This is a genomic window from Trichocoleus desertorum ATA4-8-CV12, from assembly GCA_019358975.1.
GTDB classification, from domain to species: Bacteria; Cyanobacteriota; Cyanobacteriia; order FACHB-46; family FACHB-46; genus Trichocoleus; species Trichocoleus desertorum_A.
The window spans coordinates 187,339-202,551 of sequence record JAHHIL010000001.1; the positions used below are offsets into that span (position 1 = coordinate 187,339).

The 15,213-nt window shown below is 48.7% G+C and carries 9 protein-coding genes; all 9 read right to left on the reverse strand.

The window, feature by feature from the left end:
• Positions 1–22: 22 nt before the first annotated feature.
• On the reverse strand, positions 23–1,390 hold the full coding sequence (locus KME12_00925) for an NAD-dependent succinate-semialdehyde dehydrogenase (GenBank protein MBW4486329.1): 1,368 nt from the start codon (positions 1,388–1,390) through the stop codon (positions 23–25).
• A gap of 473 nt (positions 1,391–1,863) precedes the next feature.
• Positions 1,864–2,289 (reverse strand): hypothetical protein, encoded by a 426-nt coding sequence (locus KME12_00930; GenBank protein MBW4486330.1) that lies wholly within the window; start codon positions 2,287–2,289, stop codon positions 1,864–1,866.
• 400 nt (positions 2,290–2,689) lie between these two features.
• The gene (locus tag KME12_00935) at positions 2,690–2,905 is read right to left on the reverse strand and encodes a hypothetical protein (GenBank protein ID MBW4486331.1); all 216 of its coding nucleotides are present in this window, start codon (positions 2,903–2,905) and stop codon (positions 2,690–2,692) included.
• A 246-nt stretch (positions 2,906–3,151) separates the two neighbouring features.
• Positions 3,152–5,893, reverse strand: coding sequence for a zinc-dependent metalloprotease (locus tag KME12_00940; protein ID MBW4486332.1), 2,742 nt, complete (start codon positions 5,891–5,893; stop codon positions 3,152–3,154).
• A 470-nt stretch (positions 5,894–6,363) separates the two neighbouring features.
• Positions 6,364–8,874 carry a bile acid beta-glucosidase gene (locus KME12_00945; GenBank protein ID MBW4486333.1) on the reverse strand — a complete coding sequence of 837 codons (2,511 nt, stop codon included), beginning with the start codon at positions 8,872–8,874 and terminating at the stop codon, positions 6,364–6,366.
• Between the two features lie 70 nt (positions 8,875–8,944).
• The gene (locus KME12_00950) at positions 8,945–10,531 is read right to left on the reverse strand and encodes a hypothetical protein (GenBank protein MBW4486334.1); all 1,587 of its coding nucleotides are present in this window, start codon (positions 10,529–10,531) and stop codon (positions 8,945–8,947) included.
• A 48-nt stretch (positions 10,532–10,579) separates the two neighbouring features.
• A complete protein-coding gene (locus KME12_00955) occupies positions 10,580–12,202 on the reverse strand; it encodes a hypothetical protein (GenBank protein MBW4486335.1) in 1,623 nt (540 codons plus the stop codon).
• Between the two features lie 132 nt (positions 12,203–12,334).
• Positions 12,335–13,321, reverse strand: coding sequence for a glycosyltransferase family 2 protein (locus KME12_00960; GenBank protein MBW4486336.1), 987 nt, complete (start codon positions 13,319–13,321; stop codon positions 12,335–12,337).
• A gap of 23 nt (positions 13,322–13,344) precedes the next feature.
• Entirely contained in the window at positions 13,345–15,171 is a 1,827-nt protein-coding gene (locus KME12_00965; GenBank protein ID MBW4486337.1) for a DUF393 domain-containing protein, read from the reverse strand.
• Positions 15,172–15,213: the final 42 nt, after the last annotated feature.

Consider the following 15,213-nt stretch of genomic DNA (forward strand, 5'->3'; position numbering starts at 1 on the left):
TGGACCTGTTATTTCACCCATGTCATTTCACCCAAACGGTTTTGATATTGACGAATTCGTGAATGCCCTGAATGCCCAACTCTCGCCCATATCCCGATCGCTTGATGCCGCCAAAAGGGAGACGTGGATCGGATTTGACTAGTCCGTTAATAAATACAGCACCCGCGTCTAGTTCTTCGATCAGGCGGCTTGCTTCGTCTGCTACTTGGGTCCAAGCACTGGCTCCCAAGCCAAAAGAAGTGCTATTAGCGAGGCGAATGGCCTCATCGATATCTTTCACCCGAAATAGCAGTGCCACCGGACCAAAAAACTCCTCTTGGTCAGCAGGAGTACCGGGGGGAAAGTCGGTAAGGATTGTCGGAGCGTAAAAGTTGCCAGGGCGCTCTTTTATAGAATGCCCACCGACTGGGGCTCTTGCACCTTGTTCTAGACAAGCTTGCACCTGATGGTCTAAGTCTTGCAGAATGTCGGGGGTAGCCAAGGGGCCAATATCGGTGTCGAGTTCCATTGGATCGCCCACTTTCAGCGCTTGATACTTCTCGACTAAGCGGCGCTCAAACTCATCGGCGATCGCCTCAGCAATAATAAAGCGCTTGCCAGCGATACAAGATTGGCCGTTGTTCAGGAGGCGCGCAGTGACAGCGGTGGTTACGGCAGCCTCTAAATCAGCACTTTCTAAGACAATAAAGGGGTCACTACCACCTAGCTCCAGCACAGTTTTCTTGATTTGTTTTCCGCAAGCAGAGGCGAGGCTAGCACCAGCATGCTCGCTACCTGTCAGTGCAGCGGCTTTGACGCGGTCGTCCGCCACAATAGCGGCAACGCGATCGGAACCAATCAGTAAAGTTTGGAAAACCCCAGGCGGAAAACCCGCTTTGTCAAAAATGTCTTGGATGGCTAAGGCGCACTGCGGTACGTTTGAGGCATGTTTGAGCAAGCCAACATTGCCTACCATTAGCGCTGGAGCCGCAAAGCGAAAGACCTGCCAAAAGGGGAAATTCCACGGCATCACCGCGAGCACGGCCCCAATAGGTTGGTAGCGCACAAAGCTTTGGCTGGCATCCGTTTGAGCGGGCACATCTGCCAAAAATTCTGCGGCATTTTCCGCGTAGTAGCGACAGACCCAGGCACATTTCTCTACCTCAGCGATCGCTGACTTGAGAGTTTTGCCCATTTCCAGGGTCATGATTTTGCCAAAATGCTCTTTATTCGTCTCCAAAATCTGAGCGGCGGCTTGCATCCACTCCGCCCGTTGAGCGATCGCAGTTTTTCGATATTCGTGAAAGGCTTGGTCTGCTTGCTGAAGTTTGGCTTCTAATTCTGCGTCTGTCAGGGGTTCAAATGTCTTAAGTGTCTCTCCTGTGGCTGGGTTAATCGTTGCGAGTCCCATATCCAACCTCCCGTTGAACACAAATGAGGTAGCTCATCTAGCCCTGCATGGACTGGCTCAAATCCCCCAAGCGCCCCAAGTGCTTAATCCTGCTCAATTCAAGGATGCTCAATTCATAGCAATCGCTATTGAGCCAGCAGTTCTAGTCGATTTCCAGCTTTCGCAGCGTGTGGAGAAAAGGTACATCTGCTATGAAGAAATGGCAGTCGTTAGATGCTTAGATTGGATGCTTAGAAAGTAATAAACCAGTCAATAAGCTTACTAGATACGTTGTGTAGCTACCAGCTGCTAGCACGAGTCTAACAACAAATTTCTTGAATGGCGGATATTGAACCCCTAATTCCTACCCGAAGTAAGAGAAAACCTCCAGCCCGGAGGCCAGAGGTGCTTTAGAAAGATGCAGATCTTGCAAATTGAAAGAAGTGTCACACGGCATTGCAAGATCCGAGCAGAGACATAGGTTTCGCAAACGCTTATCTTACGTTATTAACCTCAACTGAGGTAGAAGTTTGGCTAGTGGAGTTAGTGGTAGAGGTTGTAGAGGTTGACGGCGCGGTGGAACTTGGAGGTAGTTGCGGCAGTCCGGTGCAGGCATTTGCTACTTGTCCCGCTAGCTGGCTTTTCCTAGCTTGGTTAAGTTGATGTACATATTCGGCACGAGCTTGACCGCGTAGTTTTCCACCTTTGTTAGAACGTAGGTTGGAAGCCTTAGCCCCAGTACTTAGAGGGCTTTGTTGACAAATTGGCTGAAGATTTGGATCGGTTGAGCTAGGCTGCTCGGAAATTTTCTCTGTTTTTTGCGGCTTCTGTTGCTTTTGAGGTTTGCCTTTAGCCATTGCAGGCATCGTCACGGCAGCGAGGCAGACGATGATCATGCCCGAATACAGTAATTTCTTCATAGTTGGCTGGTAAGTCCCTGGGGAAGCTTAGGAATGAGTAAGGCTCTAGCGATCGCGGATTACGACGGGAACTGACTCTGGAATTGAGCAAAAGGAAATCATGTCTTGTCTACAAAAAGGGACGAAGTATAAATTTATACTGCTCCCAAAGAGCGAAAAACCACAGAAATTACTCTTGGTGAGAAGACTTAATCTCTTAATCTGTAGACAAATAAGGTAAAGGCTGAGAGTCCAAGACTTCAGTATTCCCAACTTTGAGGTAAAAAATAATCGCCGCTTCGTCTAGGGGGATGACAAAGGGCGATCGCTTGAAAGTATTGAATTTAACGTTGCAGGTAAATCTTCAATTGAGACTGCCTAAAGCCTGGGTGATGATTTCTGAGGCTGCTGGAGGGTTTGTTTAGGCTGCATCTACTTCATCGCTGGCAGACGAATCTGAAGTCGTCCAGTCAACACCCCAGGAGTAGGCGAGTAATTCCGCCCAGCCTTCAGTATCGCTATCAAGGGCTCCTAAGCTAAGGAATGGATCAAAAGCACCCGCGATATCTAGGGGGGAGTTTTGGCTAGGAAGTTCGTCTTCCTCTAGCACTACAGTGGGCTTGAAGTCTGCAAACATGGTTTTCTCTTGAATTCGTCATTCCATGTCGGCCCATGAAGTGCCGTAACACGAACCTGAGCCAATAGATATTTCTAAGGATGCGCCAAAACTCCGGATGAATCCTGTCTCGAAAGACTAACGTGACCCCCTTCTTAGGTGCAGTTCAAGGTTAAAAGCCTTGTAATTCTTAGGGGAGATGGAAGGAAGATGAGCGCGTTTCTATACAGCCTCTACCGTTTTTCTGCCATCTCCATCCTGTGCTACTCAGTTGGTTTGCAACTGGGCTTCTAGGGTTTTAGCAATGCGATCGCGGGTTTCCTCTAAGTGAGCTTTGTTGTAGGTGTCTAGCTTGCGGCCTTGTTTGCGTAAGGTGTTGCTCAACGAGTCATGTAATTGGCGTAGCTCGTACCATGCGAGGGTTCGCGCATCTTCTGGAGCTTCTCGCTTTCGCAGCACCATCGCTGTTAAGACATTGAGATGCTCGCGTTGTAGGGCGCGATTTAGGCTGGAAAATTTCATCGGCTGGTCATTGGATTTCACCACCCCTTGCCAGATGCTGGTTTGGAGGGTGTCGAAGAGTTCTGGCAAGGTCAAAGCTTTACCAGGCTCAGTTTTGAGTTCTGTATCTTGCAGGCGGCTGAGGCGATCGGCGGAGAGTAGATCTCGCAGCACAATCTTTTGCAAGAACAAGACGCGATCGTGGATGGGGTAGTCGAGATTAAACACGGGTACATTGGTGCCCCAATGGTTCCAGCGAGAGGGAGCTAACTTGTTCAGGAGTTGGGGAGAAAACTGGAACGACTCCTCATTGAACACATACTTTTGCACTACCGCTAGGGCTTGCCGCTGTTGTTCTACAGGGATCGGTTCTAGGGGCAAGCGTCCAGCTGCATCTCCACCGTGATAACGGCTAAGAGATTGCCCACCGATAAAGTTGTTGGCATTGAGGGCATAGCCTAAGTAGTAGAAGAAGATGGTGTCAAAGATATCTCGAACTTCGCTATAGCTCTCGCCTGCCACTGGATAGCGCTTCTCTAGGCGCTTCCACATTTCACGAGCGTTGTCCATTTGCCACTGTGAGTAGAGCAGGACATCGCCACTAAGGTCGAAGGCATTCACCTCTGGATCAAGACCTGCCATGACATCTTCGTCGGTAGCGTAGGCTAATGCTGCTTGGGGGGCGCGTTGGGCGATCGCCTGTAGCTCTCGAACTTCGGCTTGCGACACCGTCGCGACAATTGGTTTATATCCGTATTCGATCGCCCACTCATCGTAAGGACCGATTACTTCAGTAAAATAGTCTCCTTGCTTGCTACCTCGGGGGGCTAAGTTGGCGGCGTTGTAGTCCATCACCGAGGCCACTAAACCCTGAGATTGAGTGAGTTTAGTATTGTTTAAATCTTGGGGCTGAACCATTGTGCTGCCGTGAAAATTATGCCGTAGCCCTAATGTATGGCCAACTTCATGGGCAATCAGCTCTCGCATGAACTGATGAATATATTTCTGCATCTCTGGGCCACGAGGCATGACATTTTGCAGCAAGGATAGGGAGAGGTGCCCTGCGGCAAATTGGTGTGCTAGCTCCATGCCATAACAAGCATCTTGTTCATGGGTCTGCTGCACGATCCGGGCTACAGCGGGAGGAATGGCGGGCTTAGCGATCGCGGAGTCTGCTTGTAGGGCTTGTAGGTAACGTGGTTGAACCCCACTGAGGGTACATAAGTTTTTGGGCGCTGCTTGACCAGAAGGCTGACTAGAGGGCTGGTTTTGCGACACTAATGCCTGAAAACCCTGCTTCAAGTAGCGAATGAAGTTAGCATCTACGATAATGTCAGCGTCAAGAATTTCTCCTGTGAGCGGATTGACGCGGGAAGGCCCCATCGCAAAAGCGCTGTCAAAGGAATTGAACCAGCGAATCGTGTTGTAGCGGATGTCAGCAGGGTCCCAAGTGGCGTTGTCAGGCATCTGTTTGACTTCGATCGCGTTGAGGAAGCCAATTTTCTCGAAGGCTCGATTCCACATCAATACCCCTTCTCGCACTGTCTCCCGGTACTCTAGGGGCACTGTGTTCTCAATCCAAAAGACAATAGGCTGTTTCGGTGGTGACAGAGCAGCATCGGGGTCTTGTTTCTGTAAGTCCCATCGGTTGATATAGCGAACAAAAGGCTCTCGACGGTTGCTGTCTGAAAAATCTTGGTAGGCCGTAATAAAATAACCGACGCGATCGTCTGCTAATCGGGGACGGTAGGGATTATTTTTCGGTAACTCTGACCAACTGTAGTGTACCCGCAAGGTTAGCCCTCGGCTGTCTGGTAAGGCATTGACATAAGAGGAACCACCCTCTTCACTCCCGCCAGAAAAGCCATAGACTGACTCGATTTCTACGTTAAACGGAAATGCTTTAGCGGGCCCAAAGTAAGACTTACTCGCATCGATACTATAGGGGGTTTCTAGCATCCAACTCACAACCGGAGAGAGGCTGGCAAAGTCGTTGAGCAACATTGGCCCTAAATCGACCAGAAGCGTTTTCCGCTTGGGATGAATGCTTTTGATTGGCAGAGACGCGAGTACGGAATCACTAAAGGAGCGGTCAATGGAGCGCTGTTGTGGATCACCTGCACGGGTGCGGAAGTAGGTGTTGGGAACCACAAAATGAATGTTTTGATTCACCCGCCGAAACTGAAACAGAAAGTCCCCAGTCGGTAAACCACTGTAGAGACCGCTTTCCCCAATCCCCGACTCTAGGGTCATGGTCGCTAAAAAGTTCTGGTTTAGCTGCCCTGGCTTGATTTCAGCGTAGATTTTGCCTGTGTCTTTGTTGCGATAAAGGGTAAATAGCCCTTCCGACTTCCGTGTTTTTTTAATGACTTTATCGAAGGGTTGCAGATCAGGCAGATCTGATTCTTCAGATACGTCCTCAGATACGTCCTCAGATGCGTTGCCAGCAGAGGCGATCGCTTGGGCTTCAAGGTTAACTGTAGCCTGATTGCCCACAGGATTGCCCATCGGAGCAAAGACCGAAGGGGACGTAGTCTGAGTGCTAGCAAGCAGATCTGGAGGTGGCGCGATCGCCTGACTCTCACGGGCCTGATTCTCATGGGTCTGAGGCTCATAAGCTTGAACCAGACCCACGCCTAAAAATAGAAATAAGCTACAGAGAAAAGCAATATAGAACGAGAACTTTTTCATTTCACCCACTGCGCCCCTACTGCCGATTACGAGTTAAATTTTGGATTTGTTTGGGCGGGCACCGCTCAAACTCAGTACAAACCGATGACGAGTTAGGTTTCTTGATTGTTTAGGCGGGCACCGCTCAAACCTAATACAAACCGATTACGAGAAGGTGAATGGTGCTGGAGGGTAGGGAGCAACTCCTGCACCATCAAGCGAGACAGTCCTATAAAGCTATCCCTAAATAGCGGGGCAAATAGCGCAAATTTAAACAATCTACCGATTGTCGGAATTGCGACTCAGTACTACGGCTCAGCCGAAAATTTCGTCAGAACTCCGTAGATCGCCCAGATTGCCATTGCCCGTAAATAATGGCTGGCTCGAAAGGTGCCATTGGCGGTAATAGCTTCGGGTGTCCGAAATTGCAAACCGTGATTGTAAATTTGCTGCACGACTGCCTCGGTTAGTTGAAATGCCTCAGCCTTCATCTCCATCTGTAGCAAAAAAGCAGCGAGTCCGAAGTTAATTCCAGTCCAAACTTCTAACGGATGAGTAGCTTTGGGATTTTCGGGAGAGCCGTCCGGTTTCACGCCATTAGCCGCTCCATATTGACCGTCAAAAAACTTTAAGAAGCAGGCCTCATAGACAGTCTTTAAGGCGGTGTGAGCGCAATCTAGGGGGACTACATCGGGTAAGCTCAGCAACCGAGCATAAAACTGACCGCAGAGCTGGTCTGCCATTACCACATCTGAGCCACTTTCACTGTCGAGGCGGTAGTATTGACCGTTCCACAGTTTGGCTTGGTAGAGGGGGCGAGCTTGAGCTAACCAAGTTTGGTAAGTAGCGATCGCGCCCATAATCTCAGTCGTATCAGCCGTCGGGCTAGTTGCATCTGGCTGACTGATCAGAATTTGACCAATGGCGATCGCGGCTTCTAAGGCAGCAATCCACAAGCCACCACAGTAGGCGCTAATGCCTTGCAATCGCCAATCATCAAAGGTTTGGTCGGGGGCACCAGAATTTTCTGGGATGTCATCGCCATCGAGATCAAAGGTTTTGAGGTAAGCCAATGCCGCGACAACGGAGGGCCAGCACTCTTCTAAAAACTGAACATCATTGGCCCCGGTGAGCAGGTAATCCCGGTACACCTGCAACACAAAATCGGAGGGCAAATCCTTCCAGAGATTGCAGTCTTGGTAGCTGGTGTAGTTGGTTTTCTCCCACACATGCTCGTTGGGAGCGCCCAAATCGTGCGGGGTGGCGTTCGCCACTTTTCTTACTGCTGTGGGGCTTTCTGCGCCGATGGTGTAGTAGTAACCAATGACACGAGTGCGATCGTCAGCAGCAGGAATGGCACGGGCAAAGGCTCGCATTACGGATTTTTCTAGTTCTGGCCACAGCATCAGCAGCCCAAAGGAGCCATACAGCCGCACGTCCAAGCTTTCGTACCAGCGGTAGTCAATACATTCCAAAATGGCAAACTGGCCGATGGGGTCGCGATCGCTAGCGGCACTCCACAGCGCTCCACCATCGGTGAGGTCGTACAACTCATTAAACAGCGCCATCTTGAACCATTGGGGCAAATCCCCTCGCTCTAGAATCGGCTGCTGCCAAGCTTGAATTTTGGCATTCCAGTCTGGGTAATGCTTTAAGGCAGTGCGAACCATTGACCAAGCATTTTGTCCACTGCGACCAAAAAAATCGGTATAGCGGCGGTAGTACTCGACTCCAGCCGCAAACTCAGTGACGGGAAAATCCCAAGCCAGTACAAAGGGAATCTGACGCGACTCACCAGGCGCAAGCGTAAAGCGGATGGCGATCGCGGCTCCCACCTGCTCTCCTGCCGCTGCTGGGGTTTCGTCGCTACAGTCTGCCAAAGATCCGTCTTGGGCAAAGGTCTGCCAAATCTCAGCCCCATCCCCAATTGGATTCCAGCGGGTGTAGTAGAACACTTCCGAAGTATAGGGAGGGGCTAGAGAAGCGATCGCCCACTGTCCCTCACCTTCCTGAGGATTGGCGTTGGCATCTCGGCCCGCTCGATCTAACACACATCCAACGCGATGGCGATCTACGACCCACTGGTTGAAATTACCTTGGCTCTCTCCTAAGCGCGGCTGGTACTCATAAACAGGGCTACCATCATCCCTAACTCGCACTTCTGGTGACTTGTTGGCATTGGTGAACCAACCCACCAAATTTTGCCAAGTCAGCATAATGCTGAGGGTAATCGGTTGGTCGGTGGGGTTGTGAGCTGTCCACTCAAAAATCGCGATCGGATAGCTGGCTTCCTGGTAATTGTGCGCCCAAATGGGTGAAAACTGCTGACAGGTCAGTTCGGCTTGAAACACACCAGAGTAGACGAACCAACTCCTAGGATAAAGAGCGTGGTAGGTACCAGAAGGATGAGAGATGAGGGATGACGGATGAATGGAATCGTCAGAGGAAGCTCGGATTTCTGTCCTCTGGGCCCGCTTGGGATACCAGTGCCACTGGCTCAGACTACCGTCGGTTGGTAGCTCAGTGCAGAGGGCATGGGCCTGAGGGGTTTCTGTCCCCACTTGCTCAAAAACACTGAACTGACAAGCTGGGATCGATTGAAAGACATGTTCTCCGCCGTCAATGTGCCAGAGGTTGAAGTCTCCCCGTGAGGAGCGACCGATACATCCAGCCCCAAAGCCGCCTAAGGGCATGCCATGCCAGGGGCCATCATCTAAATTGCTAGCGTAGCGGACAGTGTAGGGCTTGTCCCAACCTAAGCCAATCGGTCGTTGCCAAGCACACGAAGGAATTTCTGAAAGAGGATGCTGATTCGTCATCCCCCGATTTTAGATTGTGCGACTGCACTTGTGAAATTGGTGCGACTAAAATCTCAAATTAAGCCAGAGATCACTGAAGCTGATAAACAAAAGTAGTTGGAGTTTCCCAGAGCAGAGTTGCAGCTTCTTCGAAAGACCCAGTTCTAGAAACCTTTAGAGCGGGCCACAAATTATCTTCTAGGAACTGATAATAAAATTTATTATGCATCGTGTAATTCCCTGCTTGGCATTGTGCGGTAATATTAAATGCTTTTTTGGTTATATAAGTGTCAATGTAGCTGTAGGGATTGTTGACTTTTCTCCATCCCCTGAGGTTGCGATCGCAAATAGTTGAGCTGGCAGGTAGTTGATTGAGTACTTCAACCATTTCTTGAGTTGAAATAACCCTGTTTTGACCATATTTCCCAGCTAAGTAGGTATAGTCCATATTAAGGTTGATACCAATCGATAAAACTATACCTACTAGAATAGACAGCATCGTAACGTTTGTGATTAATGTGTTCGGCTTGAGAGACGTCCCTAAAAAGGAAAGGCTTAGAACGGTAAAAATAATAGGACTAAATAAAATTGGCATCTTAAAATGAATCGGATACAGCCCTGTATGATTAGAAGCTGCATAAAAGTAAACTAACCAAGTGAAAGACAAAACGGCAAAAATGATTTTGTTGCCTCTAAACTTCCAGATTCCTAAGATTAGAACTAAGAATGAAAATGTTATGGAAATGGCTGTAAATAGCCAAGAGGAGTTGATAAAGTAGACTTGTCGTCCTAACTCGGAATAGTTAAATAAAATCCTGCCGATTTTTTCCCAAGGTGTATAACCTTGTACTTCTCGGTTTGAGTTAAAAACCGTTAACAAAATTTCCTTTGTATTATCCCATCCACGGCTCGCCTCCCCTTTCCAATAAGGAATCAGACAAAGTAAGGCTGTTAAAATAGAATAGGCAGGAAGACAGCACTGCTGCCAGCGCTTCCGGTTTTTGGCAATAAATAAAATTGAACTGGCAAGAAACACAATTGGCATCACAAACATGGTGCTAGAGTGCAAGCTAACTAAAATAGCCAACACCACGCCATAGGCAACCCAACTAACTGCTTGGACTTTGAGGGGTAAATGGGTTTCCAATTGAAATTTGTAGAGCAGCACAAAACTCATTAAGAAGAACGGAATGGGGCTAGGGTTCCACTCGTAAGTGCTCAGATAAATATCAGCGAAGAGACTGCTATACCAAAAACCTGCTAAACCTGCTAAAAACAGTCGTTTGCTAGGATTGAGGTTTTCTAAGAGCTGGTAGACCAAGTAAATTAGAACTGGAATTGACAAGAAAGAAAAGAGCGCATTCGGTAAAGCTTGAAAAACTGGATTGGGACCAAAAATAGTAAATGGAAAAACTAAATAATAGTAGAGCGGTGGTATATTGTAGCCACCAATTGAGGAGGCTGGTCCTAAGCTAGGCCAAATTCCTTGCCACATCTTCATATAAACGTGGGCATCTCTCACTTGATCTGGAGAAAACCCCACATCAAAAGTGTTGTAATGAAACACACTGATAACTCGACTGAAAAAACCAAAACCAATTGCCAAGAGGATTAAGGCTTTCCCCACAAGTTCGGTGGAATTGCCTGCATGAAGAGAGATTAATTTTCTGATTCTCATGTCTAGGATATATTACTCAAAAACTAATAATTGTGGCTAAAAAAAGGCCTAACCAGTTGGCAGAAAAAGAGGGCGGTAATAGAAGAGGGTGCTGACCACCGCGATCGCCACAATGACTACCCAAATTACAAATAAGACTCTTGCAATTGGAGCGAGGGCTGGGTTCTTAATTGCTTGCTGGCTGAAGCTAAATGGTAAAAAGGTAATCGAGTTATATTCCTTGAGATAATTGCTGATTTTAGGGGGTAACTCGCTAGAGCAGCGGGTTGAAATAGAACTATTGGCTAAGCAGGCAATGTTGATCACGCGCTGAGCCAGACGGAATTGTAGACGCGAGCCAGGAGCCCCAACTAGAGTCTGAGTTTCCTCCATTTGTCTCGGCATTGCCACTGAAGCAAGTTGAATGGCGATCGCCAAAACAATCAAACCGCGCATCACCCAAGCTTTTAATCTTCGACTGTAGAGCAAGCGCTGAGCAAAAAGAGCTAGCAGAGGTAGTAGTAAGAGATGGACAGACGTGACGTGGTATCTGGCTCCCCAAGCTGCATCTCCATGCCAAAACACAAAGCGACTGTAAGCCAAGAGATGCAATCCCAGGTTCATCACCCCAACGGCTAAGTACCACTTGAGAAAGGGATGAAGCTTTCGCCAAAGCACCACGCCTAGAATTAGACAAGGTACGAGTAGGGGATCATAAAGAAAAATGCTTTTGGCTGGAGAGAAAAGCGCTCCTAAAATGCCCACGGAGGGATCGTTGATCCAGGGGTAATTTGCTGGTAGATCAGGCAACCCATTCCACATGGGGTCTGTGGTTAACTGTTGCTGCTCGACGATTTTGCCAGTTGCCCAAAAGCCGCCATACCGCCAGTCATCCAGAATGCGACTCACTAAAGCTAAAGGGATAAAGCCTGCTACCCATAGCAGCAATGCTTGGAACGTTTTGGCGATGCTACGGCTTTGGTAAATCTCACACCCAGCCAGAAAGAGTAATACGGTGAGTCCATGTAAAGTGCTGGTGGAACGGATCAGTAAGGCTCCGCCGAGCGCTAAACCACTAAGAAGTGCAAAATAACGCTGCCTTTGATGCACATAAGCAAGGGCAGTAGCGTATCCAAGTGTTACCAACAGCAATAACTGGTTATTTTGTTGAGGCACTTGGGCGTAGTGCAGCATAGTGGTCGCGAGGAACAGAGTGATACTGGTCAGTCCAGCAATTTGCTCGTCAAAGTTAAACAAACGGAGGAGCCAGAAGCCAGAGACAACCGCAGCTACATTCAGGGGAATAAAGATCAGAAAACTAACGGCTAAGGTGCGCCATTGCAAGGAATCGATCGCGGGGAATGCGCGATGTAGTTGAGTGCCAACCCAGTCTCCAGGCAACATCAACATCGATTGCCCAACCTCGTAGGCAATATATCGCTTCTCTCCTTTACCTATGACGCCGAACCGAATGTCTCCCCGGACTTTGGGTGTCATGTCAGGCGTGAGAATGACTTCTTCAGTGCCCGTCCACCAAGCATGCGCCATCTGGAGTCTCAGGTCTGTGTCTAGCCCTAAAGTGTCCGAGGTGACGGCGATCGCCCACAACCAGGTCACGAGCGCCAGAGTCAACGCTGCTTTAACAACGGTTTTGCGGGTACGGGTGGCCTGAGAATGTTGTTCCGTAGCCAATTTATTGGGTCGGCTGAGCCATTGCATTGAGATGAACTCCAGTAAATTTTCAGGGGATTCAATACCGTCAAGCAGTTCAGTGATTAGTCCTGCCTTTTCAGGCAATTGATCTCAGTGCACCCTAATTTCGCCTTACTGGTGGAGCAATTCATGGGTTCCTGGCGCTGAGTAAGATAGGTAAATCATGCGTTTCGCTTCCTGCCGTCCTCTCGCCACTGAGTCCAAAACCATGCCGCAGGTTAAGCTCAAGAAAGCCAGCAGCATAATAGATGTTGAGAGGATCGCAGTCGGAAATCGAGGAACCAATCCTGTCTCCCAAAAAGTGGTCAGAACGGGGATACTTAAAAGAATGGATGTAAGAGCCAAAAGTAAAAAGATTAGGCCGAAAAATAGTAGAGGCCGTACTTCCTTAAACAGCAGCAAAGCAGTGCCGACAATGCGCCAACCATCACTGAAAGTTTTGAGTTTGCTGGTAGAACCAGGTGGGCGAGATTTATACCAGGTGGGCTCTTCAGCAAAAGGCATTTTCAGCTCCAAGGCGTGAACTGTAAACTCAGTTTCAATCTCAAAACCATTCGATAGCGCTGGAAAAGATTTGACAAAGCGGCGTGAGAACACTCGATAACCCGAAAGCATGTCGGAAAATTGGGCTCCGAACAACATCCGGACAAAATAGGTCAGCATGAGATTGCCACCGCGATGTCCACGTCGATAAGCAGCTAACTCGCTAGGTGTGCTGCGCCGTACTCCTACCACCATATCTAGCTGATGATCCAGTAAGCGAGTGACGAGATGCCTGACTGCGCCTGATTCGTAGGTGTTGTCGCCATCTACAATTACATAGGCATCTGCTTCAATGTCGGCAAACATCCGCCGAACAACATTGCCTTTGCCAGGTACAGGTTCATAGCGAACGATCGCGCCTGCTGCACTTGCTATTTCTGCTGTATTGTCAACTGAACGATTGTCATAGACATAAACCTTGGCCTCTGGCATAGCAGTTTGAAAATCCGCCACCACCTGAGCGATCGTCAAAGCCTCATTATGGCAGGGGACTAAGACCGCAACCCTGGATGTTAGGCGAGCCGTAGGCTGAATGGTCGATAGTTGATCCAGCATGAGTAAATGTCCTTTCTGGAACGCTATGGTTGATTAGGCTGAGAGCAGGACTGTTGCCAGGCTTGGGTTTTCTCTACGGTTTGGGGTTGTCCGGGTGGAACTGTTCTCTCCTTCATGAAGTAAACCTCTAAACTTCGGATCTGTTTTGCACCTTGATGTCGAGCGTTCCAGTTGCGGCATAGATACTCACCGTAGTAGGGATACAGCTTTTTACCCATTGCTCGGTTGAGATTAATCAAGTAGCTGCGCCATTGCATATTGCGGTAAATGGCATTCCGCACCTTTAAGCTAGGTTTGTCGTAGGACACAGGCGCACCATCTTTAAATACATCTACTTCGGTGCCATCGGCTAACTGACCCGGAATCACATACCAACCATCATCTCTGGGTGGAGCGGGGGCGAAGATACTCCATGACTGATTAAGGCGGGTGACTCGGCTAATTCCATCCACAGAATTTAGGGTTCTGCGATTAAAAACATCGGGAGCAAAGCTTCTGAGATTCCAAATAAAGGTATAAGCAAATAGCAATAAGGTAATCAGATTCAGTGGCCGCGACGATCGCACTTCTAAAGGACGGAATTTGAGGGGTTTGGTGAACTTTCCGGCAGTACGACGATTGGTGGCAATTGTTTCATAAAACTTAGTTCCCACAGACATCACAGGCCGCCACCGCAGCACCGGAGCCAAGATCTTGAACACAGGGGAAAGAGAACAAATATAGGCGATCGCCTCAAACTTGTAATGTCTACGTTCTTGCCAATCTACGACAACCCAAGAGTTGTAGGTTTGCATATCCGCAAAGATGCTAGGATCTTCCTGCGCCATGAGTAAGGGGATATTGGGTAGCAACAGAAAAGTTCGGAGCAAATGCACTACTTTCTTGCAGAAGCCGCATTCACGGTCGTAGTAAATCTGCAATCCAGCTCGCTCTGCTGTATACAGGCGTTTCCCCCAACTGTCCCAAACATCGCTAGGGATAAATGCTAGCCAGCAAAAGACACTCAACATTGGGAAAATACCGATATGAAGGCTGGCACCAAAACCGATATGTAACAAGATAAACGTGATAATGGTGCCACATCGGAACCAGGTGGTGCGGAACGGCACAAAGAGAAACAACGGCCCTATCCACTCCAGTAGCAGAGTGCTTAAGGTAAAAAAGGTAAGCAAGGGCGGGAAGTTCAGCAGAAATTTACCAAACTGAGTGGCGTATTGGTCAAAACTCAAGGCGTAGTAGACAGCATCGCCTTGAGGCCACCAAATTGGGCTGGTAGTTTTGAAAGCAGCAGAAAACCAATAGACAAAGCAGATTTGTAAAGTGAGTGCCAGAGTAGCGCCAGAAAGTATCCGTTTGGGTAGAGGTTTAGAAGAGGTGTTGAGGGCGCGATCGATAGAATAATAAGCGCCTAGTGGTAAAAACATGCACCAAAACAGTAAGGCGCGCAATACATCATCTGCCGCAAAGATCAGAGCAGGATTGCGGTTATGGAGGGAGATGATCAGTGCCCAAGAAGCGATCGCGGCGAGTCGGGTTTGGTATCCCACCAACAGAGCCAAGGCGATTAGAGCAGCGCTTAAAAAGATTAAACCTTGGACGAGGGGCTGACCACTGATTAGGTGAATAGACCAATAGCCTGGTTTCCAAAGGGCTTCTGTGAGTAGCGATCGCGGCAAGACACCAGCGTCTGTGTAGTGTGCGACCAGATCCCCGGAACGGATGATTAAATCTGTGAGGATCAGCAGCGCTAAGCCAATGCGAAACACAGCTAATGAGCGCAGGTCTAAGCCGAACAATTCCTCTAGCTTGGTTCTCAGTAGGGATTTAGGTTTTTGCGCCTCAGCCACCATATTCAACCTCAGAAAAATCTTTTATTAAGTTCGGGTTTTTTG

Coding starts and splice junctions, on each gene's coding strand:
- KME12_00935 (MBW4486331.1), bottom strand. CDS start 2,905: ATGTTTGCAGACTTCAAGCCCACTGTAGTGCTAGAGGAAGACGAACTT.
- KME12_00960 (MBW4486336.1), bottom strand. CDS start 13,321: ATGCTGGATCAACTATCGACCATTCAGCCTACGGCTCGCCTAACATCC.
- KME12_00930 (MBW4486330.1), bottom strand. CDS start 2,289: ATGAAGAAATTACTGTATTCGGGCATGATCATCGTCTGCCTCGCTGCC.
- KME12_00940 (MBW4486332.1), bottom strand. CDS start 5,893: ATGGGCAATCCTGTGGGCAATCAGGCTACAGTTAACCTTGAAGCCCAA.
- KME12_00945 (MBW4486333.1), bottom strand. CDS start 8,874: ATGACGAATCAGCATCCTCTTTCAGAAATTCCTTCGTGTGCTTGGCAA.
- KME12_00925 (MBW4486329.1), bottom strand. CDS start 1,390: ATGGGACTCGCAACGATTAACCCAGCCACAGGAGAGACACTTAAGACA.
- KME12_00965 (MBW4486337.1), bottom strand. CDS start 15,171: ATGGTGGCTGAGGCGCAAAAACCTAAATCCCTACTGAGAACCAAGCTA.
- KME12_00950 (MBW4486334.1), bottom strand. CDS start 10,531: ATGAGAATCAGAAAATTAATCTCTCTTCATGCAGGCAATTCCACCGAA.